Here is a 20,448-nt window from a genome sequence, read left to right on the forward strand (position 1 = left end):
GGGCGGCGGGCGGCGGGCGGCGGGCGGCGGGCGACGGGCGACGAGCGGCGGGGGCCGGGGTGGGCCCGGCCCCCCCGCCGGGATCAGCCCGTCGGGGTGGGCGAAGGCCGAGCCGCGGCCGCCGCCTCCGCTGCCGCCAGGAGGGTGGCCGCGGTGTCCGAGGTCAGGGGGTCGCCGTGGCCGAAGCAGGCCACCGCAGGGGCCAGTGCGGCCAGTCGGAGCATCGACTCGACGGCCCGGGCGCGGTCCACGTTGAAGACACCGAGGATCACCTGGCCGACACCGGCGACGCAGTCGCCCGTGAACAGCACGCCGTGCTGCGGGAGATGGACGCCGATGCTGCCCGGGGTGTGACCCGGAGCGTGGACGACGACCGCGCCGTCGCCGAAGGGGAGTACCTCTCCGTCCTTCACCTCCCGGTCCACCCGGGTCGGCGGGGCCTCGGGAACCGTCAGGCCGTGTGCGTACAGCGGGAGTTCCCAGTCCAGCAGGACCGGCTCCGGGACCGGCTGCTCGCCGCGGATCACCGGCGCGTCGAGCGCGTGCGCCAGTACCTCCGCGCCCCAGCGCACTGCGAGTTCGCCCGCCGCTCCGACGTGATCGCGGTGGCAGTGGGTCAGAACGATCCGCTCCAGCCGCTCCGGCATCAGCCCGAGGGAACGTATCGCCCCTTCGATCGCGTCCGCCGAACCGGCGTGGCCCGCGTCGATCAGGGTCAGGGCCTCACCATCGCGCCAGAGGTAGGCCTGGCCGATGGGGAAGCGGAGCATGTGGAGGCGGCCGAGTACGACTTCTACGAGATCCATCACCCGAACGTACGGGGACGAACCACGCCGCCGGCGGAGGTTGCGCCGGTAGCGTGGTTCGCCCGTAGCCGAGCGTTCGGGGAACCGCCCGCGACACCGTCAGGCGCGCTTGGACTCCGCGTAGTTGACGAGGAACAGCGCCTCCGTGACCGACAGGCGCTCCAGCTCCTCGGGGGAGACGCTCTCGTTCACCGCGTGGATCTGCGCCTCCGGCTCGCTCAGGCCGATGAGCAGCATCTCCGCGTCCGGGTACAGCTCCGTCAGCGTGTTGCACAGGGGGATGGAGCCGCCCATGCCGCTGATCTGCATCTCCTGGCCCGGGTAGGCCGCCTTCATGGCCTGCGCCATCGAGGCGTACGCCGGGCTGTCCGTGTCCGCCTGGAACGGCTGTCCCTGGCCGACGACTTCGAGCTCCAGACGCGCCTTCCACGGGGTGTGCGCCACCAGGTGGGCCTCCAGCAGCTTGATCGCCTCCGCCGTGTCCACGCCCGGCGGCACCCGCAGGCTCACCAGCGCGCCCGCGCTCGCGTGCACCGAGGGGGTGGCACTGGCCAGCGGCGGGGAGTCGATGGCCAGCACGGTGACGGCCGGCCGGGACCACAGCCGGTCCGCGATCGTGCCCTCGCCGATCAGCTCGACCCCGTCGAGCACCTTCGCGTCGGAGCGGTAGTCGGCCTCCGGGTACTGGAGCCCCTCCCACACACCGTCCGAAGCCAGCCCGTCCACCGTGGTCGAGCCGTCCGGCGCGCGCAGCGAGGCCAGCAGTTGGATCAGGGCGGCCATCGCGTCGGGGGCGGCCCCGCCGAACATGCCGGAGTGCAGGTTGCCGCCCAGGGTGTCGATCTTGACCTTCAGCAGGCACATGCCGCGCAGGGTCGCGGTGACCGTCGGCAGGCCCGTACGGAAGTTGCCCGCGTCACCGATCACGACGGCGTCGGCGGCCAGCAGTTCGGGGTGGGCCGTCGCGTACTGCTGGAGACCGCCGGTGCCCTGCTCCTCCGAACCCTCGACGATCACCTTCACGTTCACCGGGACGCCGCCGTTGGCCTTCAGGGCGCGCAGCGCGAGCAGGTGCAGGATGAACCCGCCCTTGCAGTCGGCGGTGCCGCGGCCGTACCAGCGGCCGTTCCGCTCGGTCAGCTCGAAGGCGGGGGAGATCCAGGCCGCGTCGTCCAGCGGGGGCTGCACGTCGTAGTGCGCGTACAGCAGGACGGTCGGGGCGTCCGCCGGGCCGGGCAGGTACCCGTACACCGACTGGGTGCCGTCGGGGGTGTCGAGCAGCGCCACGTCCTGGAAGCCCTCGGCGCGCAGCGCGTCGGCGACCCAGTTCGCGGCGGCCTGGCTCTCGCTCTGGGGGAAATTGGCCCAGTCCGCCACCGACTGGAAAGCCACCAGCTCGGACAGCTCCTGCTTGGCGCGGGGCATCAGCGAGGCGACGGTCTCGGCGATCGGATGAGACGGCATGGGCACGCTCCTCTTGGGTGCGACGTTGGTGTACGTGTACGGGTTACGTATACGCCTCCCGCACGCGCGGGGTGTGCGTATGCGGGCTACGGCAAAAGACTCTTCCGATCCTCGCACAACGGGGCAGTCGATCTCGCGCCGTAGGATTTCCCCGGCATCGGAGCAACGGCATGAACCGCATGATCAGGAGCATCAGCACATCGTGAGCAGCGACGAGAGCGACAGCGGCGACGTACGCGACGCGGCGGCAGGACAGCCCGCTCAGGGGGCGGACGCGCAGACGGCCGGGGAGACCGGCGAGGTGTGGGACGTGGTCGTGGTCGGGGCCGGGCCGGCCGGGTCCTCGGCCGCGCACGCGGCGGCCGCGGCGGGACGGCGCGTCCTGCTGTTGGAGAAGGCGGAACTGCCCCGGTACAAGACCTGTGGCGGAGGCATCATCGGCCCCTCGCGCGATGCGCTCCCGCCGGGTTTCGTGCTGCCCTTCAAGGACCGCGTCCACGCGGTCACCTTCTCGCTCGACGGGAAGTTCGCCCGGACCCGGCGTTCGAAGCAGATGTTGTTCGGGCTGATCAACCGGCCCGAGTTCGACGCGGCGCTGGTCGCCGAGGCGGAGAAGGCCGGCGCCACGGTCCGTACGGGTACGGCCGTCGCGCGGGTGGAACAGCACGGGGCGTCCGTGCCCGACCGGCGGACCGTCGCCGTGATCCTCGGCGACGGCGAGACCGTGCTGGCCCGGGCCGTGGTCGGCGCGGACGGCAGCGCGAGCCGGATCGGCGCGCACGTCGGCGTCGAGATGGACCAGGTCGACCTCGGCCTGGAAGCGGAGATCCCCGTCCCGGAGACGGTCGCCGCGGACTGGAAGGGCCGGGTCCTCATCGACTGGGGACCGCTGCCCGGCAGTTACGGCTGGGTCTTCCCCAAGGGCGACACCCTCACCGTCGGGGTCATCTCGGCGAAGGGCGAGGGCGCCGCGACCAAGCGGTACCTGGACGACTTCATCGCCCGGCTGGGCCTGTCGGGCTTCGAACCGGCGATCTCCTCCGGGCACTTGACCCGCTGCCGCAAGCCCGGATCGCCGCTTTCGCGCGGGCGGGTGCTGGTCGCGGGCGACGCGGCCGGACTGCTGGAGCCGTGGACCCGGGAAGGCATCTCCTTCGCGCTGCGCTCGGGGCGCCTCGCGGGGGAGTGGGCCGTGAAGATCTCCGAGGCCCAGGACGCCGTGGACGCACGCCGCCAGGCGCTCAACTACGCCTTCGCCGTCAAGGCGGGGCTGGGCGTGGAGATGGGCGTCGGCAAGCGGATGCTGGAGCTCTTCGAGGCCAAGCCGGGCCTGTTGCACGCGGCGATCACCGGCTTCCGGCCGGCCTGGCTGGCCTTCGCCCGGATCGCCCGGGGCTCGCTGACGCTGGCCGAGATGGTGCGTACGTACCCGCTGGCGCGCAAGGCACTGCACGTGCTGGACGCCCGGCAGGCGCGGAGCAGGGGCGCGGGCGGGGCTGAGGCCGGTTCCGGTACGGGCTCCGGTTCTGGGGCCGGGGCCGGGGCCGGGGCCGGGGAGTCGGACGGGGCCCAGGGCGGGGCCAAGGGCTGAGCCGAGGAGTAGCCCGAGGCTGAAGTCGCTGACCCCGATGGGGGAGCAGCGGCGCCGAGGTGCGGAGTGTGGCGGTCTTGCCGGGTGTGCCGGCGAGGCCGCCGCCGCGTTTTCGGGGCTGGGGCTGGGGCTGGGGCTGGGGGCGGTGCCGGTGCCGGAAGGGCGGCGGGTCGCCCGGCTTGGGGGCGGTGCTGGCACCGGGCTCGGGCCCGGAGTCGGGCACTGCTCCGGGGGCGAGGCCGGGCCGGGAGGGCGGCGGGTCGCCGGGGATCGCCCGGGCGGGCGGGTCAGGAGGTGACCGTGATGCGGAAGACCGGGTGGTCGGGTGCGGCGGCGCGGAGCTCGGACTCGGAGGACTTCGCGGTGACCCCGTCGAAGAACCGGTTGACCTCCCAGCCCCACTTCTTCAGATATCCGCGCAGGACGACGGCCTGCTCGGCGGGGTCGGTGAGCTCGGTGACGGTGAAGGTGTGCACGGTGCGGCCCAGGCGGAGCTCGCCGCCGCCCGCGGCGCGCATGTTGCGGACCCACTGGGAGTGGCCGCGGGCGGAGACCAGGTACCGGGTGCCGTCCTGGGTGTACGGGTTCACCGGGATCCGCTGCATCTTGCCGGAGGTGCGGCCGCGCACCGACAGCTCGGCGGTTCCGGCCAGGCTCATGCCGAGCCGGGCGAGCTTGCCGACGAGGGCGTTGAAGCGGATGTCGAGCGGGCCGGCCTTGACGTAGTAGGGCTTGGGCGCGGTCATGACGGCCTCCGAGGAGTTTGGGAGAGCACTGCTCTCGCTTGAGAACAGTGTGCACGGATCGATGCTCCAAAACAAGAGCAGTGCTCTCTGAAGAGATCGACGCTCTCGTTGTTGGGCAGTGCTCTGCCTGCATGGCACACTGACACCCATGAGCACCGTGCGAGGGGCCAGGGAACGGGCCCGCATCGAAGTCACCGCCGCCATCAAGGACGAGGCGCGCCGCGCGCTCGCGGCGGAGGGCGCCGCCAAACTCTCGCTGCGGGCCGTCGCCCGCGAGCTGGGCATGGTCTCCTCCGCCCTCTACCGCTACTTCCCCAGCCGCGACGAGCTCCTCACCGCCCTCATCGTCGACGCCTACAACAGCGTCGGCGCCGCCGCCGAGGGCGCCGACGCCCGCTCGCTGGCCTCCGGCGGCACCCCCCGCGCCCGCTGGGCCGTGGTCTGCGCCGCCGTCCGCGACTGGGCGCTGGAGCACCCGCACGAGTACGCCCTCATCTACGGCTCGCCCGTCCCCGGCTACACCGCCCCCCTCGACACCGTCGGGCCCGCCTCCCGTGTGGGCAACTCCCTCATCGGCATCGTCCGTGCCGCCTACGAGGGCCGCGGCATTTCCCTCCCGCCGCTCCCCGCCGAGCTGCGCCCCGAGGCCGCCCGCATGGCCGCGGACTTCGCCGAAGGCCTGCCCCTCGAGGCGGCCGCGGCCCTGGTCGCGGCCTGGGCGCAGCTCGTCGGACTGATCTCCTTCGAACTGTTCGGCCAGTTCGAGCGGGTCGTCGAGGACCGCGCCGCCTTCTTCGCGCACGCCGCCGGACAACTGGCGCACGGGGTCGGGCTTCCCGCCGTATAGGCGCACACAGGCCCGTGCGGGGGACGGCCTGTCGACTGCGCCAGTGACTCCGAGTCCGGAGCGCGGGTCGCGGGCCGGTGAGGTTCTAGTCGCGACCTGATTGCCGCACGCGCGGCACGCATCCACTGGCGCCGACTCGTTGCGCACGATGTCCCGCACCTGGGCGGTCTGATCCTCGGCGGCGACCGCCCCGGTGACCGCGCAGAGGTCCGCCCCTGAGCTGTCTCGCCGGCACCGTCTGCTGTGGTTCCCGGACGCTCACTGGGGCCGGGCGACCGAGGCGGGAACCTTCGTTTGTAATAGGTCAATACGCTATCCGACTATTACCGTATGCTGTCTTCGGCGCTTCGCCCCCGGTCCGTAGGGACCGGGGGCGCCGGCGTCCGGAGGAGAGGTGTGTCGTGATCGAGCGGTACACGCGCCCCGAGATGGCGGCGCTGTGGAGCGAGGAGACCAAGTACGCGACCTGGGTGCGCGTCGAGGTGCTGGCCAGTACCGCGCAGACATCCCTGGGAGTCGTACCCGACGAAGCCCTGGCCGACATCCGGCGGGCCCCGCTGCCGGCCGTCGTGAGGATCCGGGAGCTGGAGGCCGAGCGGGACCACGAGATCCTCGCCTTCCTCGCCGCCTGGACCGAGACCATGCCGGCCGACTCCGCACGCTGGGTCCACCACGGCATGACCAGCTACGACCTGGTCGACACCGCCCAGGGTGTGCTGCTGGCCGACTCCGTGGACCTCGTGCTGGACGCGGCCCGCACGCTGACCGGGCTGCTGATCGACCGGGCCGAGGAGCACTGGGACACGGTCTGTGTGGCCCGCACCCACGGCGTCCATGCCGAGCCGACGACCTTCGGCCACAAACTCGCCGTCCACGCCCACGCCCTGCACCGCTGCACGGGCCGGCTCACCGCCGCCCGCCGGGCCGTCGCCGTGGGCACCCTCTCCGGAGCCGTCGGCACCTACTCCCACATCTCCCCCCAGGTCGAGGCGTACGTCTGCGGCGAGCTGGGCCTGGGCGTCGAACCGGTCCCCACCCAGGTCGTCGCCCGCGACCGCCACGCCGAGCTGATCGGAGCGCTCGCGATCACGGGCGCCGTGGTGGAGCAGTTCGCCCTGGAGATGCGCCTCCTGCAGCGCACCGAGGTCGGGGAAGTCGAGGAACCCCGCAGCGGCGCCTACCAGGGCTCCAGCGCCATGCCCCACAAGCGGAACCCGACGACCAGCGAACGGCTCTGCGGCCTGGCCCGGGTGCTGCGCGCGAACGCCGGAGCGGCGTACGAGAACATCGCGCTGTGGCACGAGCGCGACCTCGCGCACTCCTCCGTGGAACGCGTCGTCCTCCCCGACAGCCTCGCCATCGCCCACCACCAGCTCGTCTCCGCCGCCGAGCTTCTCACTGGCCTCACGGTCAATCCCGAGCGAATGGCCCGCAACCTCCGGGCCACGCGAGGGCTCGTCTACTCCTCCGAGGTCTTCCTCGGCCTCACCGAGGACGGAGTCGACCGCGAGAGCGCCTACCGCCTCGTACAGGCCGCCGCCGACGACGCGCACACGACGGGGTCATCCCTGGCCGAGACGCTCGCGGCCCGCGGAGTGCACGCCCCCGACGCGTGGTTCGAACCCCGCCGGTTCCTCGGCAACCGCGACCACCTGAAGTCCCGACTCGACACCCTCAAGAAGGAGCACCAGCGGCATGTGGACATGTGAACAGGTCATCGGAGCCGGCCTCGACGTCGCCGAGGTCGCCGCCCTCTACCGGGCCTCCACGCTCGCCGAGCGCCGCCCCGTCGAGGACACCGGCCGCTTCACGAGCATGCTGGCCGGAGCCAACCTCGTCATCACGGCCCGGGACGGCGACGGCCGGCTGATCGGCATCGCCCGCTCCCTCACCGACGGCGCCTACTCCACCTACCTCAGCGACCTCGCCGTCGACGTCGCCTGGCAGGGCAAGGGGGTCGGCCGCGACCTCGTCCGCGCCACCCGCGAGGCCGCACCGCGGGCCAAGGTCATCCTGCTCTCGGCCCCCGCCGCCGTCGACTACTACCCGCACATCGGCTTCGAGCGCCACAACTCCGCCTGGACCATGACCGCCCCCGCAGGCTGACCGCCCCCGCAGACTGGCCGCCCCCGCGGGCTGACCGAGCCGCAACCGGATCGTGGGTACGAGCACCGCCACGGCCGGCTTGTCCATCGCCGACGGGCGCGGCATGGCGGTGAGTCCGCGCCGTTCAGGGCTATTCATTCCGTACCGGTCAAGATGGTGACTTTATGGGCGCATGGGTCGCGAACCATCTGATCTGCCTCTCACGCAGGTGTCCCGGTTCGGGTGCCCACCCGTGACCACGACGCACCAGGAGAATCCCATGAGCACGCACGACTCGGCGGTGTCCCAGGCCCCCGACCTCTCGGTGGCACGGCGGCGCAGCGCCGAGTTGGAGGCCCTGATCGCCGCGGATCCGGGTCGGTTCCGGGTGCTGACCGGGGACCGGCCGACCGGGCGGCTGCACCTGGGGCACTACTTCGGCACCCTGCAGGGCCGGGTCAGGCTCCAGGACCTGGGCGTGGACACCTTCGTGATCGTGGCCGACTACCAGGTGCTCACCGACCGGGACGTCGCCGAGCACCTGGCCGAGCACGTCGAGGACCTGGTGCTCGACTACCTCGCGGCCGGCATCGACCCCGAACGGTCCACGATCTTCACGCACAGCTCGCTTCCCGCCCTCAACCAACTGCTGCTGCCCTTCCTCTCTCTGGTCTCGGTCGCGGAACTGCGCCGCAACCCCACCGTCAAGGACGAGATCGCCCACTCCCGGCAGGCCTCGGTCAGCGGGCTGATGTTCACCTACCCCGTGCACCAGGCCGCCGACATCCTCTTCTGCAAGGCCAACCTGGTCCCGGTCGGCCAGGACCAGCTCCCGCACCTGGAAGTCACCCGCACCATCGCCCGCCGCTTCAACGACCGCTACGGCCGGGGCACTCCGGTCTTCCCGGAGCCCGATGCCCTGCTGTCGGCGGCCCCACTGCTGCTCGGCACCGACGGCACCAAGATGAGCAAGTCGCGAGGCAACGCCATCACCCTGTCGGCAACCGCCGACGAGACCGCCCGGCTGATCAAGGGCGCCAAGACGGACGCCACCCGCCGCATCACCTACGACCCGGCCTCCCGCCCCGAGGTCTCCAGCCTCGTCCTGCTCGCCGCCCTGTGCCAGGAGCGCGACCCCGTCGCGGTCGCCGAGGAGATCGGCGACGGCGGCGCGGCGCAGCTGAAGAAGGCCGTCACCGAGGCGGTCAACGAGCGCCTCGCACCCATGAGGGCCCGCCGCGCGGAACTCGCGGCCGACACCGGCTACGTACGCGAAGTCCTGCGCTCGGGCAACGAGCGGGCCGGTGCCGTCGCCGAGGCCACCCTGGCCGAGGTCCGGACCGCCATGGGCATGGCCTACTGATGCCCGGGCCCGTGTGGTTGCGGCACATCGCCGAGATCCGGGCCGTTCCCGTCGACCGCGCCCTCGTCGCGCGCGGCGCCCTGGGCATGCTGCTGCCGCTCGCCGTCGGCCAGCTGGCCGGCAGGCCCGACCTGGGAGCAGCGGCGGGCCTCGGCGCGTACGGCGCGGCCGTCGACGACACCGCCGCGCCCTGGCGCACCCGCGCCCTGACCCTGCTGCTCCCGCAGCTGGGCGGCGCGATCGGACTGGCCCTGGGCCGGCTCACCGGGGGCCAGGCGTGGGCGCAGATCCTGCTGGTGGCCGTCGTCGCCCTGGTCTCGGGACTGCTGTCGACGATCGGCCGGATCAGCGACATGGCCGCCCTGGTCCTGCTGCTCGCCACCGCCATGGGCCTCGGACTGCCCACCGCCCCGGCCTGGTGGCAGGTACCGCTGCTGTTCCTCCTCGGCGGCATCCCCCTGATGCTGCTGTCCCTGACCGACGCACTGCGCCACCCCGGACGCGCCGAACGCCGGTCCGTCGCAGGGGCGCTGCGCGCCGTGGCCGACCTCCTGGACGCCCCCGAGAGCGCGTGGGCCGAGCGCCGCCACCAGGTCACCGTCGCCATGGACGCCGCCTACGACACCGTCGTCATCCGCCGGCTCTCGCCGCCCCGCCCGGGCAGCAGCGCCGCTCAACTGGCCGCCCACCTCGACCGGCTGATCGAGGTGATCGCGGCGGCTCCCGCCGTTCGCACCGCCCCGGCCCGCGAGTCGGCTGCCGAGTACGCCGACGCGGTACGCCGGGTCGCCGACGCCGTCGAGACAAGGATCCCCGGGCCGATCGCCCTTCCACCCGCCCCGCAGGACCGGGCCGGGCGCGCACTGCGCACCGCCGTCGCCGCACTCGCCACCCCCGGCGAGAAGCCCGCGGACGGCCGGCCCCGCCTGCTGCCGACGCGCCCCACGCCCCTGCGCCGGCTCGCCGGAGCCGTCGCGGCCAAGTTCCGAAACCCGGCCGCCCGCCGCTACGCCCTGCGCCTGACCGCGTGCCTGACGGTCGCCCAGGCGGTCGCCTCGCTCAGCGGCCTGCCGCGCTCCGGCTGGCTGGTGCTCACCGTCGCCCTCATCGTGCGGCCCGGCCTCGGCACCGTGCCCGCCCGGCTGGTGACCCGTGTCCTGGGCACCACGGCCGGGGTCCTGATCGGCCTCGCCGTCACCGCCGTGCTCCCCGCCGGCTGGTGGCGCATCGCCGCCGTGGTCGTCCTGACCGGCCTGCTCCAGGCCTACGCCCGCCGCAACTACGCCCTGCAGACCCTCTTCCTCACACCGGTCATGCTGCTGCTCGCCGACCCCCTGGGCCAAGCAGGATCCACCGTCCCCCGAGCGCGCCTGATCGACACCGTGATCGGCTGCGCCCTCGCCTTCATCGTGGGGTATGTGCTGTGGCCCGAGGACACCCGTGCCCGGGTGGACCACCGGCTGGCGACCGCCCACGAGGCCATCGCCGCCTACGCCGACGCGCGGGAAGCCGACGGCGACGCCGCGACCCTCCACACCCTGCGCCGCCGGATCCACGGCGATCTGGCCGCCGTCCGTACCGAACTGATCCGCCTGCGCACCGACCCGCGCCACCACCACACCCTCCAGGCGTGGCAGAACGACCTCGACCACGCGGAAGCCGCGATGACCCGTCTCACCAGCCTGACGGCCACGGGCCACCACGGCACACCGGTGGTGACCAAGGAGATGACCCGCGACCTTTCCACGGACCTGCGCCGACGGGCCGCCCGGCTACGGGAACGCCGGCCCCGACGAGTGCGCGTCCAGCGCTGACCCGCCTCAGCCGCAAGTGCTGTGGCATGTCGGCGGAGTGCTTCCCACCGGTGCCGCCCGCTCGGCGGACCGCTGAGTCAGGTCCTTGGCATCGGCGGCCTTGCGGCCAATGGGGGTATGCGGGGGCGTCCCAACCGGATCCATCGGCAACAAGACATAAATTGGCCCATATGTCGGCCACTGCGCGTACCACCGCGAATCGGTATCCCGAGCGGGTCACCTACGAACGGGACGCGGTCTACGCGATCCTCGACGAGGCCCTCGCCGTCCATGTCGGCTTCAACACCGACCTCGGCCCGGTGGTCATCCCCACCCTTCACATGCGGGTGGGGGACCAGCTCCTCCTGCACGGCTCCGCGTTCGGCCGCTTCATCACCACCGCCGCGTCCGGCGCGCCGCTGTGCGTGACCGCGACCCTGATCGACGGCGTGATCCTGGGCCGGGCCTCCTCCCATCACTCGGCCGCCTACCGCTCCGCCATGATCTTCGGGACCGCCACGGCGATCGAGGACGAGCAGGAACGCGCCGACGCCCTCGCCGACGTCGTGGAGAGCGTCATTCCCGGCCGGTTGTCCGGCCCGTATGCCGCCCGCCGCCCCAACGTCGAGGAAGCCCGGTACACGGCCTGTCTGACCATGCCGATCACGGAATTCTCGATGAAGGTCCGCGAGGGCTTCGCCCGGGACGAGCCCAAGGACGACCAGGTCGAATCCTGGGCGGGCTGGATTCCGCTGACCACCACCCCCGGAACCCCCGTCCCCGACACGATCACCGGCGACCGCTTCCCCGCCCCCCACTACGACCCGTCCATCCACCGCTTCCGCCAGAACTGACTCCACCCCGACGTGACTGGTGCAGAGAAGCCTGGACGGCCCTCGCGGGGCCGTCCAGGCCGGGGCGGGGAAAGTTCGCTTGTCAGTTCCTCCTACTGAAGCAGGGGAATCGGCCCTGGTGCGCCCGGCCGCCCGTCTAGTGTTCCTCGGGCCGGGTTCCCGTCCCGGCTGTCGTTCCGGCGCCCGGCCATCGACCCGGCGCCGCCCCCGCCGCCGCCCCGAGGAGCAGTCATGACCCGCGCCGCGAAGGCCGTTTACGCCATCCTGGCCACCCTCTTACTGGCCGCGCCGGCGCCGGCCGTCACCGCGTCGGCGAGCTCGGAGCCGGGCCCCGTCCAGGCCCAGGCCCGTACGCCCGCCCCGGCTCCGACACCCGAGGTGAGACCGACCCCCCGGGCAGCCGGCGTACGGGGCCTTGAGATAGCCGTCCCGGCCTACGTCTGGGCCGACGACCCCATGCTCGTCGACCTCACCGCCACCAGCCCGGCCGCCTCGGTCGTGGTGCTCAACCCGGGCAACGGCGACTCCCCGTTCGACGCCCCCTGGCGGGCCCGCGCCGACGTCCTGCGCACCGGCACCACCGCCACCGGCGAGAAGACCAAGGTGCTCGGTTACGTCCACACCGACCACGGCAACCGCGACATCGCCGAGGTCAAGGCCTCCGTGGACAACTACCTGAAGACTCCCGACGGCCGCCTCCACGTGGACGGCATCTTCTTCGACGTGGTCAGCCGCGACTGCGGCCCGGCCAACGCGATCCGCGACCACTACACGGAGCTCCGCCGCTACGTGCAGGACACCATGGAGGCCGTCGCCCCCGGCACGTCGGACCTGGTCGTCAACAATCCCGGTACGGCCATCGCCGACTGCTTCCTGGAGCCCGGCCGCCGCACCGCCGACGTCTTCGTCACCTTCGAGGACACGTACGCGGCCCACACCGGAGCCGGCTGGCTCGGCGGCAACGTCTTCAACGCACTCACCGGCTACCGCTCCGGCGCCGAACTCGACCCGAGCGGCACCGCGTTCTGGCACCTCGTACACGACGTCCCGGACGCCACCGCGATGCGCGCGACCCTCCGCACGGCCTTCCAACGCGGCGCCGGCTACGCCTACGCCACCAGCGCGCAGATGCCGAACCCCTGGGACGCCCAGCCCACTTGGAAGTACCGCGCCCAGACCTCGTACGCCTCGACCCTGGGCTGAGCCGCACTCCGTCCGCCCGACCGCGGTGACCTCGACGGTCCGGCCGTCGGGGTCCACGAACCGGTGGCGCCCCGGCGCGAGCCCGCCCTACGGCCGGGGAATCACATGCGGCCCGGTCCGGGAGGCCCGGTCTAGGACCGGCCGAGGCCTTCGCGGCCCTCGTTCTGCGGGCGGTGGGCGAAGCGCCACAGGACCTGTGCGACCCGGAGGAGGAACGCCGTCGCGGCCAGGGCTCCGCCCACCATCGTCAGGGTTCGGTCGGCCGTGGGGGAGAGGTCGAAGGCCAGGACGGGCACGTACAGCACCGCGAAGGCGAGTCCGGCCGCGAACAAGCCGCTGACGAAGGCGAAGACGATCTCGATGGTGATCGCGTCCCGGTCGGCCTGACTGCGTTGCTCCATGCCCGCAGTCTCGCCGCCCGAGCCGCACCACGACAAGGGCGCACCCGGTGTGCCCAGGGGTCAGATTCCGGCCGTGTCCACCCAGAGCCGGGCCAGTTCGGCGTCGCCCGTCACGCCCGGTCCGGTGAGCGGCCGGCGGTTCCAGAGCGCCGAGTAGAGCCAGGAGGCCTCGCCCGTCAGCGTGCAGTCCGCCTCCGCGCCGTCCGTGCCGTCCGCGCCGTCCGTGCCGTCGGGGGTTCCGCGTACCGTGCGCGCCGGCTCCTGGGACAGGTGTACGGTCCACACCGCGCCCGTGTCGGAGGCCCGTACCCGCATCACCCGCGGCTCCGCTGTCCGTACCCGGCTCTGCGGCCGCGCGTGGAACCCGGTCAGCAGCTCGTCCACCCCGTCCTGTGCGAAGCCCGGGTCCACCGCCCCGAAGGGCACGCCCAGCGCGGCTTCCGCGTCCATCCGGTGCACGGTGGTCTCGTGCGCCTGGCGCCGTGCCCAGAAGGCCAGCGGCGAAGGCGGCGCGGTCGGAAGGAAGGTCCAGCACTGCGCGTCGGCCGATGTCGCGGAAAGGGTCCGCACCAGCGTCGCGTGGCCCTCGCGGAACCAGGCCAGCAGTTCCGCCCCCACCAGCTCCGGCGCCTCCGGGAACGGTGCCCGCTCGGTGAGGCCCCGGGCCACGTACCCGGTGGCCCAGCGGTGCACGGAGCCCGTGTGCCGCAGCAGATCGGCGACCCGCCACTGCGGACAGGTGGGCACCAGGGCGTCCGTACCGGCCCGTTCGGCGGCCTCGGCGAGCTGCTCGCCCTCGCGGGCCACGGTCTTCACATAGCTGATGATCTCCATGCCGGGAGTCTCGCAGCCGCCCGCGGGGACGCACAACGAAGGATGATGGAGGTCACGGAGCCGGTCGCGGAGCCGGTTGAGGTGCACGCGGAGGAGACGGTGGAGGCGGTGGACGCCATGGGGCACACGGGCGGCGAGCTCTTCCCGCGCGAGCGGGCCGAGATCGTGCCCGGCGCCGTGCACGTGCCCGACTGGCTGGAGCCCGGGCGGCAGCGGGAGTTGCTGGAGGCCTGCCGGGAATGGGCCCGGCCGCCCGCCGGGCTGCGCAGGGTGCGCACGCCGGGCGGGGGGACGATGACCGCCCGGCAGGTGTGCCTGGGGCTGCACTGGTACCCGTACGGATACGCGCCCACCGCCGTCGACGGGGACGGGGCGCCGGTGAAGGCGATGCCCGACTGGCTCGCGCGGCTGGGGCGCGACGCCGTCACCGCCGCGTACGGGAGGGCGCCGGATCCGGCCGTCGCGTACGACATCGCCCTGGTCAACTTCTACGAGGGCGAGTCCCGCATGGGCATGCACCGGGACGCCGAGGAGCGCTCCGAAGCCCCGGTGGTCTCGCTGAGCCTGGGTGATTCCTGCCTCTTCCGCTTCGGCAACACCGCCTCGCGCGGGCGTCCGTATCGGGACCTTGAGCTGCGCAGCGGGGATCTGTTCGTCTTCGGCGGGCCGGTCCGACGGGCCTTTCACGGGGTGCCGAAGGTCCTGCCCGGCACCGCTCCGCCGGGCCTCGGGCTGACCGGGCGGTTGAACATCACGTTGCGGGTCGGCGGGCTCGGCTAGCGGGCGGCGCCCCGGACGCTCCGATCATGCGAGGATCGCTGTCATGAACGGCAACGGGGCCCCGCGGCGGGTGGGGGATGTGACCACGGTGTCCGCTGGGACGGACGGGACCGACGGAACCGAAGGGGCCGGCACGGCTGCGGGATCCGACAGGGCGGGAGCGTCCGTCGCGCCGACGGCGTCCGAGGCGTCCGCGTCCGCGAATTCAGCGTCCGCAGCATCGGCATCGGGATCGGCAACGGCCGCGACCTCGGCATCCGCGGCATCCGCCGGCTCCGCACGGACCAAGCTGGAGCGGGGCCGTGGCGCCCTCGGCCCGGCGCTGGAACTCGTCCACACCGGCCGGGCTCCGACCCGCGCGGTCCTGACGGCCGAGCTCGGTGTCACCCGTGCCACCGCCGGCGCCGTCGCCGCCGAACTGGAGGCGCTCGGCCTGATCCGTGTGGACTCCCGCCCGGGCGGGGCCGGCGGAACCCAGGGCCGCCCCTCGCACCGGCTCTCCGTGGACGAGAACGGCCCGGTGGCCCTGGCGGCGCAGGTGCACTCGGACGGGTTCCGGGCCGCCCTGGTCGGCCTCGGCGGCCGGATCGTCGCGACGGCTCCCGGACGGGTCCCCGTGTCGGCCGACCCCGCGCAGGTGCTCGGCGCGGTCGTCGAAGCCGGGGCCGCGCTGCTCGCGCAGACCGGCCGGCGCTGCATCGGCGCCGGCCTCGCCGTGCCCTCGGCGGTCGCGGAGCCGGAGGGTACGGCGCTGAACCCGCTGCACCTGGCCTGGCCGGCCGGTTCGCCCGTGCGGGCCATCTTCGCCGAATGCGTGAAGGAGGCCGGCATCGACGGCCCGGCGCTGACCGGCAACGACGTGAACCTCGCCGCGCTCGCCGAGCACCGCCACGGCGCCGGCCGCAGCGCGCAGCACCTGCTCTGCGTGGCCACCGGGCACCGCGGGGTCGGCGGGGCGCTGGTCCTGGACGGCCGCCTGCACAGCGGGAGTTCGGGCCTGGCTCTGGAGGTCGGCCACCTCACCGTGAACCCGGAAGGGCGCCCCTGCCACTGCGGCAGCCGCGGCTGCCTCGACGTGGAGGCCGACCCGCTGGCCTTCCTCACCGCCGCCGGCCGCACCCCGGGCCCCGAGGTGTCCCTGCTCCAGCAGGCCCGCGACCTGCTGCGCGAGGAATCCGCGGACCCCGGGGTACGGGCGGCCACCGAGGAGCTCATCGACCGGCTCGGCCTGGGCCTCGCGGGCCTGGTCAACATCCTGAATCCGGACCGGATCATCCTGGGCGGACTCCACCGCGAGCTGCTCTACGCCGACCCCGAGCGGCTGCGCGCGGTGGTCGCGGACCGCAGCCTGTGGGGGCGCAGCGGCGGCGTGCCGATCCTGCCGTGCACGCTCGACCACAACAGCCTGGTCGGCGCCGCCGAGCTGGCGTGGCAGCCGGTGCTGGACGACCCCCTCGGGACCCTGGGCACGGCGGCCTGAGCGCTCGCCGACCCCTCCGGGCGGCCGCGGCGGCCGGAGGCTACCCGGGCCGGGCGCCGACCGAGGCGCTCACCGACAGGCCTGCGGAGACCGGCTCCAGGGGTGCGGCGACGGGCGGGGCCGGCGCGGGGTCCCGTACGGGCTTGTCGGCGTGCGGCGCCCGCTTCTCGGCCAGGAGCACCGGGTGGCGTTCCGGCGCGGCAGGGCCGGGGGCGGCGCGCAGGGAGAACCACACGACCTTGCCCGAGCGGCCGTCCTGCTGCCGGGCCCCCCAGGCCTCGCTGAGCGCCTCCACGAGCTGGAGCCCGCGTCCGGAGGTCTCCAGGGCGTCGACCGGGGCCGTGCCCGCGGGGCGGGCGGCCGCGGAGGCCTCGGCGGCCGCTGCATCCCGGAGCATCGGGAGGCGGGGGTCGCTGTCGTAGACGGAGACGGTCAGCCGGCCGAGGCGGAGCTCGATCTCGACCGTGCAGGTCTTGTGCGGCTGCGCATGACGGTGGACGTTGCTGAGCAGCTCCGTGACGCCGAGCGCAGCCCGGTCTATGAGCGGATCGAGCTGCCAGTGGCGCAGTTGCGCCGAAACGATTCGGCGGATCTGTCCGATCCGCAAGGGCAGGGCCTGCAGTTCGACGACGCAGTGCCTGCGGGAATGACTGATCACGGCTGCGACTCCCCGACATCAGTGTTACGGGTGCTGCACCCTCGGTGACGCCTCCCCAGGGTCACCCACTGTGGGCCGGTGTGCAACCGAAAGCGACCAAAAGCGATCCGCATGGATCCCCAAAGTGACTGTTTGCGCAGGTGAGGGGGGTACATTGCGAAAGCGGGCGGCGAAAGGCGAAGAGGCGCCGGGCCCGCCGAGCACTCGGGACTTCCGGAAGTACGAAGGAGCACGGCGCATGAGCACCACCGGTACGACCGCCACGACCATCGACGTCGACCGCAGCGACGCGGACTACCGCGCTTGGCTGAAAGAGGCCGTCCGCAAGGTGCAGGCGGACGCGAACCGCTCCGCCGACACCCACCTGCTGCGCTTCCCGCTCCCGGAGGCCTGGGGCATCGACCTCTACCTCAAGGACGAGTCCACCCACCCGACGGGCTCCCTCAAGCACCGCCTCGCCCGCTCCCTGTTCCTCTACGCCCTCTGCAACGGCTGGATCCGCCCCGGCCGCCCCGTCATCGAGGCCTCGTCCGGTTCCACGGCGGTCTCGGAGGCGTACTTCGCCAAGCTGATCGGCGTCCCGTTCATCGCCGTCATGCCGCGGACGACGAGCCCCGAGAAGTGCCGGCTCATCGAGTTCCACGGCGGCGAATGTCACTTCGTCGACGACTCGATGAAGATGTACGAGGAGTCGGCCGAGCTCGCCGCCCGCACCGGCGGCCACTACATGGACCAGTTCACGTACGCGGAGCGGGCCACGGACTGGCGCGGCAACAACAACATCGCCGAATCGATGTACCAGCAGCTGCGGTTGGAGCGTTACCCCGAACCCGCCTGGATCGTGGCCACGGCCGGCACCGGCGGCACCTCCGCGACGATCGCCCGCTACGTGCACTACATGCAGCACGACACCCGCATCTGCGTCCCGGACCCGGAGAACTCCTGCTTCTTCGACGGCTGGACCCGCCACGACCCGCACGCGACCAGTGACTGCGGCTCGCGCATCGAGGGCATCGGCCGCCCCCGGATGGAGCCGAGCTTCGTCCCCGGTGCCATCGACCGGATGATGCGGGTGCCGGACGCCGCGAGCGTCGCGGCGTGCCGGGCGCTGGAGCGGGTGATCGGCCGCAAGGCGGGCGGTTCCACCGGTACCGGGGTGTGGAGCGCCCTGAAGATCATCTCGGAGATGGTGGCGGAGGGCCGCACGGGCAGCGTCGTGACCCTGCTCTGCGACGGGGGCGAGCGCTACCTCGACAAGTACTACTCCGACGAGTGGCTGGCGGAGCAGGGGCTCGACATCGCGCCGTACGCGCGGACCCTCGACACCATGCTGGCGACCGGCGTGTGGAGCGAGCCCGTCGGGTGAAACGTTTTCCCTGGCCGGTGCGGGGTCCGCTGGCTACGCTGTGCTGACTTTTGGGTACGGCGCGGGGCGGGGGAGCCATGGCGGAGTTCGCTGGCGGCGGCACGGGTGTGCCGGTCCAAGGTGGGGGCGGCGAGGGGCCGTTGGCCTGTCCCCGGTGCGGCCGGGAGGACCAGGTGCTCGGCGTGTCCGCCGCGTACTTGCGCTCCAAGGCCAAGATGCGGGTGGAGCGCGGTGGCGGCGAGGACGACAGCGTCACGACCCGCGAGGAGAACTCGGCGCTGGCCAAGGCCCTCGCGGTCGCTCCCGACGAGCCGGACAACGGCGCCGCGGGCTGCGTCGGGGTGCTGCTCCTCCTCGCCGCGATCGGCGCCTTCGTCTGGGGTGCTATCGCGGGGAAGTGGTTCGAGAACGGCACGACCCCACGGCTCTACGGGACCGACGGCGCCGGCCCCTTCGCGGTCGACCAGCCCGCCACCTACCTGGTCTGGATCGGTGCGGCCCTGCTGCTCCTCGGCATCCTCCTCCTCGCCCTGTCGGGCCGGTCCGTACGGACCTGGCGCCGCCGGACGGAACCGGGCCGGGTGGCCGCCGACCGCGTCTGGGCGGACGGCTGGTACTGCGGCCGCTGCGGCACGGTCCACTTCGCGGGCGAACGGTCCCTGACCCTGCAGGAGTTCCGGACCCGGGTCTGGTCCGCGGGCGGCTACGGGGACCTGGCGGTGCGGCACCCCGCGATCTGACCGGTGACGGGCCCGCGGCGACAGCCCCGTAGGCACCGCGGCGCCGACTGCTTACGCTGTGCGGACGTTGATCACGGCGCGGCCTCGGGGGGAACCATGGCGGGCATTGAGTACAACAGGCCGGAGCGGGACGGGCGGACGCGGGACCAGGTCACTTCGCCGCCTTCGCCGTCCCCGGCGGCCGAAGCGGACCGGGGCGCGGGCTCGCTCCCCGGGTGTCCCAGCTGCGGCCGGGACGACGAAGTGCGTGCCGTCCAGGCGGTGTTCCTGGACGGGCACCGGCACGTCCGCGAGGAGAGCGGCGCCGGGGTCCAGCGGCGGGCCGTCACCAGGGAAACCGTCTCGCGCCTGGCCCGGGCCCTGGCGCCGACCGCGCCCGCACCGCGGATCCAGGGACGCAGCTGCCTGGGCGTGCTCCTCGTCATGGTGTCGCTCGGCACCTTCTGGGTCGGCGCGCTGGCCGGGCACTGGTTCGGCGGGAGTATGGGCGAGAACCGGCCCGGGTATCCGTACGAGGGGTGGGACGGGGCGGAGACCTCCGACCCGGAGGCCGGGCTCTTCTTCCTCGGCGTGATCTCGGCGATCGCGCTGCTGGCCGCGGTCGTCCTCTTCGTCAGGGCCTCCAGGGACGGGCGGGCGTACCGCGGGCGGATGGAGGCGGGCCTTGCCGCCGCCGAGCGGCTCTGGATCCGGAGCTGGTACTGCGGGCGTTGCGCCCGGGTCCACTTCGAGGGCGAGTCAGCGGCCCTGACGCTGCAGGAGTTCCGGGTGCGCGTGTGGACGGCCGGAGGGTACGGGGACCTGGCCGAAACCCATCCGGCGGTGGAGCTGATCATCGCCCGCCAACCCGACGGCTCCTACTGATCCGTACCGGTCCGCCGCGCCGTCAGCCGCAGGTCCAGCGCGCGGACCGCGGAGCGGAACGACTGGCCGAGTCCCGGCCGGGCCGCGGTCAGGGCGAAGCGCACGGGGGCCGGGCCGTCCGCCGCGAAGGTCCACTGGACGTGGGTCCCGGAGCCGGAGGGGGAGAGGCGCCACTCCTCCAGCAGGGCCCGTATGCCGGGGGCGTTGGTCTCGTCGACCCGGTACGCGTAGCGCCGCTCCGGATCCGCGGCCATGATCGTCTCCTGGAACCGGACCCCGCCCGCCAGCTTGACCTCGCGCCCGGCGCCCCCGTGGGTGGGCCGGGCCAGGGTCACCGCCCGGAACCAGCTCGGCCAGCCCTCGACCTCCTCGGCCAGCGCCCGGTACACGTCCCCGGGAGCCGCCGTGGTCCGGCCGGCGAAGACCAGGCGGGTGGGGGCGACCTCGATGAAGTCCATTCCTACGGGGCGGAGTCGGCGGGCCATGGCGGCACTCCCTCGGTTCGGCGGACGGCCGGGGCATCCGGCGGGCTGTCACCCTAGCTGTCGGTCCGTCAGTTGTCCGCTACGGGGT

The 20,448-nt window shown here is 73.3% G+C and carries 20 protein-coding genes; 13 read left to right on the forward strand and 7 right to left on the reverse strand.

Annotated elements, in window-relative coordinates; translation table 11 throughout:
• Positions 1-83: 83 nt before the first annotated feature.
• Positions 84-806, reverse strand: coding sequence for an MBL fold metallo-hydrolase (locus tag OG276_RS33685; RefSeq protein WP_266911215.1), 723 nt, complete (start codon positions 804-806; stop codon positions 84-86).
• Between the two features lie 99 nt (positions 807-905).
• A complete protein-coding gene (locus OG276_RS33690; protein ID WP_266911217.1) occupies positions 906-2,270 on the reverse strand; it encodes a dipeptidase in 1,365 nt (454 codons plus the stop codon).
• A 301-nt stretch (positions 2,271-2,571) separates the two neighbouring features.
• Between OG276_RS33690 and OG276_RS33695 the strand changes: the two genes are divergently transcribed.
• Positions 2,572-3,861 carry a geranylgeranyl reductase family protein gene (locus OG276_RS33695; protein WP_323182417.1) on the forward strand — a complete coding sequence of 430 codons (1,290 nt, stop codon included), beginning with the start codon at positions 2,572-2,574 and terminating at the stop codon, positions 3,859-3,861.
• A gap of 287 nt (positions 3,862-4,148) precedes the next feature.
• On the opposite strand, the gene OG276_RS33700 is transcribed toward OG276_RS33695, so the two are convergent.
• The gene (locus OG276_RS33700; protein WP_266911221.1) at positions 4,149-4,607 is read right to left on the reverse strand and encodes a nitroreductase/quinone reductase family protein; all 459 of its coding nucleotides are present in this window, start codon (positions 4,605-4,607) and stop codon (positions 4,149-4,151) included.
• Between the two features lie 148 nt (positions 4,608-4,755).
• Here OG276_RS33700 and OG276_RS33705 point away from each other — a divergent pair, with 148 nt between their 5' ends.
• The 7 genes from OG276_RS33705 (at position 4,756) to OG276_RS33735 (ending at position 12,752) form a co-directional block, all read left to right on the forward strand.
• A complete protein-coding gene (locus OG276_RS33705) occupies positions 4,756-5,454 on the forward strand; it encodes a TetR/AcrR family transcriptional regulator (RefSeq protein ID WP_266911223.1) in 699 nt (232 codons plus the stop codon).
• Positions 5,455-5,855: 401 nt separating this feature from the next.
• Positions 5,856-7,163 carry an adenylosuccinate lyase gene (gene purB / locus OG276_RS33710; protein WP_266911225.1) on the forward strand — a complete coding sequence of 436 codons (1,308 nt, stop codon included), beginning with the start codon at positions 5,856-5,858 and terminating at the stop codon, positions 7,161-7,163.
• Positions 7,150-7,560: a GNAT family N-acetyltransferase gene (locus tag OG276_RS33715; protein ID WP_266911227.1), complete on the forward strand. Its 411-nt coding sequence runs from the start codon at positions 7,150-7,152 to the stop codon at positions 7,558-7,560. Before purB ends, OG276_RS33715 begins: the two co-directional genes overlap by 14 nt.
• Positions 7,561-7,819: 259 nt before the next feature.
• Positions 7,820-8,902 (forward strand): tryptophan--tRNA ligase, encoded by a 1,083-nt coding sequence (gene trpS, locus OG276_RS33720; RefSeq protein ID WP_266911229.1) that lies wholly within the window; start codon positions 7,820-7,822, stop codon positions 8,900-8,902.
• Positions 8,902-10,716 carry an FUSC family protein gene (locus OG276_RS33725; protein ID WP_266911231.1) on the forward strand — a complete coding sequence of 605 codons (1,815 nt, stop codon included), beginning with the start codon at positions 8,902-8,904 and terminating at the stop codon, positions 10,714-10,716. The genes trpS and OG276_RS33725 overlap by 1 nt, the downstream gene beginning before the upstream one ends.
• 170 nt (positions 10,717-10,886) lie before the next feature.
• Positions 10,887-11,549, forward strand: coding sequence for a pyridoxamine 5'-phosphate oxidase family protein (locus OG276_RS33730; RefSeq protein WP_266911233.1), 663 nt, complete (start codon positions 10,887-10,889; stop codon positions 11,547-11,549).
• Between the two features lie 231 nt (positions 11,550-11,780).
• On the forward strand, positions 11,781-12,752 hold the full coding sequence (locus tag OG276_RS33735; RefSeq protein ID WP_266911235.1) for a spherulation-specific family 4 protein: 972 nt from the start codon (positions 11,781-11,783) through the stop codon (positions 12,750-12,752).
• 131 nt (positions 12,753-12,883) lie between these two features.
• Here the strand turns inward: OG276_RS33735 and OG276_RS33740 are convergent, their stop codons facing one another.
• Together OG276_RS33740 and OG276_RS33745 are read right to left on the reverse strand one after the other, a co-directional pair.
• Complete coding sequence (locus OG276_RS33740) at positions 12,884-13,153, reverse strand: DUF6332 family protein (protein WP_266911237.1); 270 nt, start codon at positions 13,151-13,153, stop codon at positions 12,884-12,886.
• A gap of 60 nt (positions 13,154-13,213) precedes the next feature.
• On the reverse strand, positions 13,214-13,987 hold the full coding sequence (locus tag OG276_RS33745; protein ID WP_266911239.1) for a maleylpyruvate isomerase family mycothiol-dependent enzyme: 774 nt from the start codon (positions 13,985-13,987) through the stop codon (positions 13,214-13,216).
• Between the two features lie 117 nt (positions 13,988-14,104).
• On the opposite strand from OG276_RS33745, the gene OG276_RS33750 reads away from it, so the two are divergent.
• Both OG276_RS33750 and OG276_RS33755 read left to right on the forward strand, forming a co-directional pair.
• A complete protein-coding gene (locus OG276_RS33750) occupies positions 14,105-14,767 on the forward strand; it encodes an alpha-ketoglutarate-dependent dioxygenase AlkB (protein ID WP_266913346.1) in 663 nt (220 codons plus the stop codon).
• 43 nt (positions 14,768-14,810) lie between these two features.
• The gene (locus OG276_RS33755; protein ID WP_266911241.1) at positions 14,811-16,247 is read left to right on the forward strand and encodes an ROK family protein; all 1,437 of its coding nucleotides are present in this window, start codon (positions 14,811-14,813) and stop codon (positions 16,245-16,247) included.
• 40 nt (positions 16,248-16,287) lie between these two features.
• Here OG276_RS33755 and OG276_RS33760 read toward each other — a convergent pair whose 3' ends face one another.
• On the reverse strand, positions 16,288-16,905 hold the full coding sequence (locus OG276_RS33760) for an ATP-binding protein (protein ID WP_266911243.1): 618 nt from the start codon (positions 16,903-16,905) through the stop codon (positions 16,288-16,290).
• Between the two features lie 238 nt (positions 16,906-17,143).
• On the opposite strand from OG276_RS33760, the gene OG276_RS33765 reads away from it, so the two are divergent.
• From OG276_RS33765 to OG276_RS33775, 3 genes are all read left to right on the forward strand, one after another.
• Positions 17,144-18,271 carry a PLP-dependent cysteine synthase family protein gene (locus OG276_RS33765; RefSeq protein ID WP_266911245.1) on the forward strand — a complete coding sequence of 376 codons (1,128 nt, stop codon included), beginning with the start codon at positions 17,144-17,146 and terminating at the stop codon, positions 18,269-18,271.
• 77 nt (positions 18,272-18,348) lie between these two features.
• Positions 18,349-19,011 (forward strand): hypothetical protein, encoded by a 663-nt coding sequence (locus tag OG276_RS33770; RefSeq protein ID WP_266911247.1) that lies wholly within the window; start codon positions 18,349-18,351, stop codon positions 19,009-19,011.
• Between the two features lie 96 nt (positions 19,012-19,107).
• Positions 19,108-19,875 carry a hypothetical protein gene (locus OG276_RS33775; protein WP_266911249.1) on the forward strand — a complete coding sequence of 256 codons (768 nt, stop codon included), beginning with the start codon at positions 19,108-19,110 and terminating at the stop codon, positions 19,873-19,875.
• Here OG276_RS33775 and OG276_RS33780 read toward each other — a convergent pair.
• Complete coding sequence (locus OG276_RS33780) at positions 19,869-20,360, reverse strand: SRPBCC family protein (protein WP_266911251.1); 492 nt, start codon at positions 20,358-20,360, stop codon at positions 19,869-19,871. The two genes, OG276_RS33775 and OG276_RS33780, sit on opposite strands and share 7 nt — an antisense overlap.
• Positions 20,361-20,448 lie beyond the last annotated feature (88 nt).

Source organism: Streptomyces sp. NBC_00086 (genome assembly GCF_026343255.1).
Classification (GTDB): Bacteria; Actinomycetota; Actinomycetes; order Streptomycetales; family Streptomycetaceae; genus Streptomyces.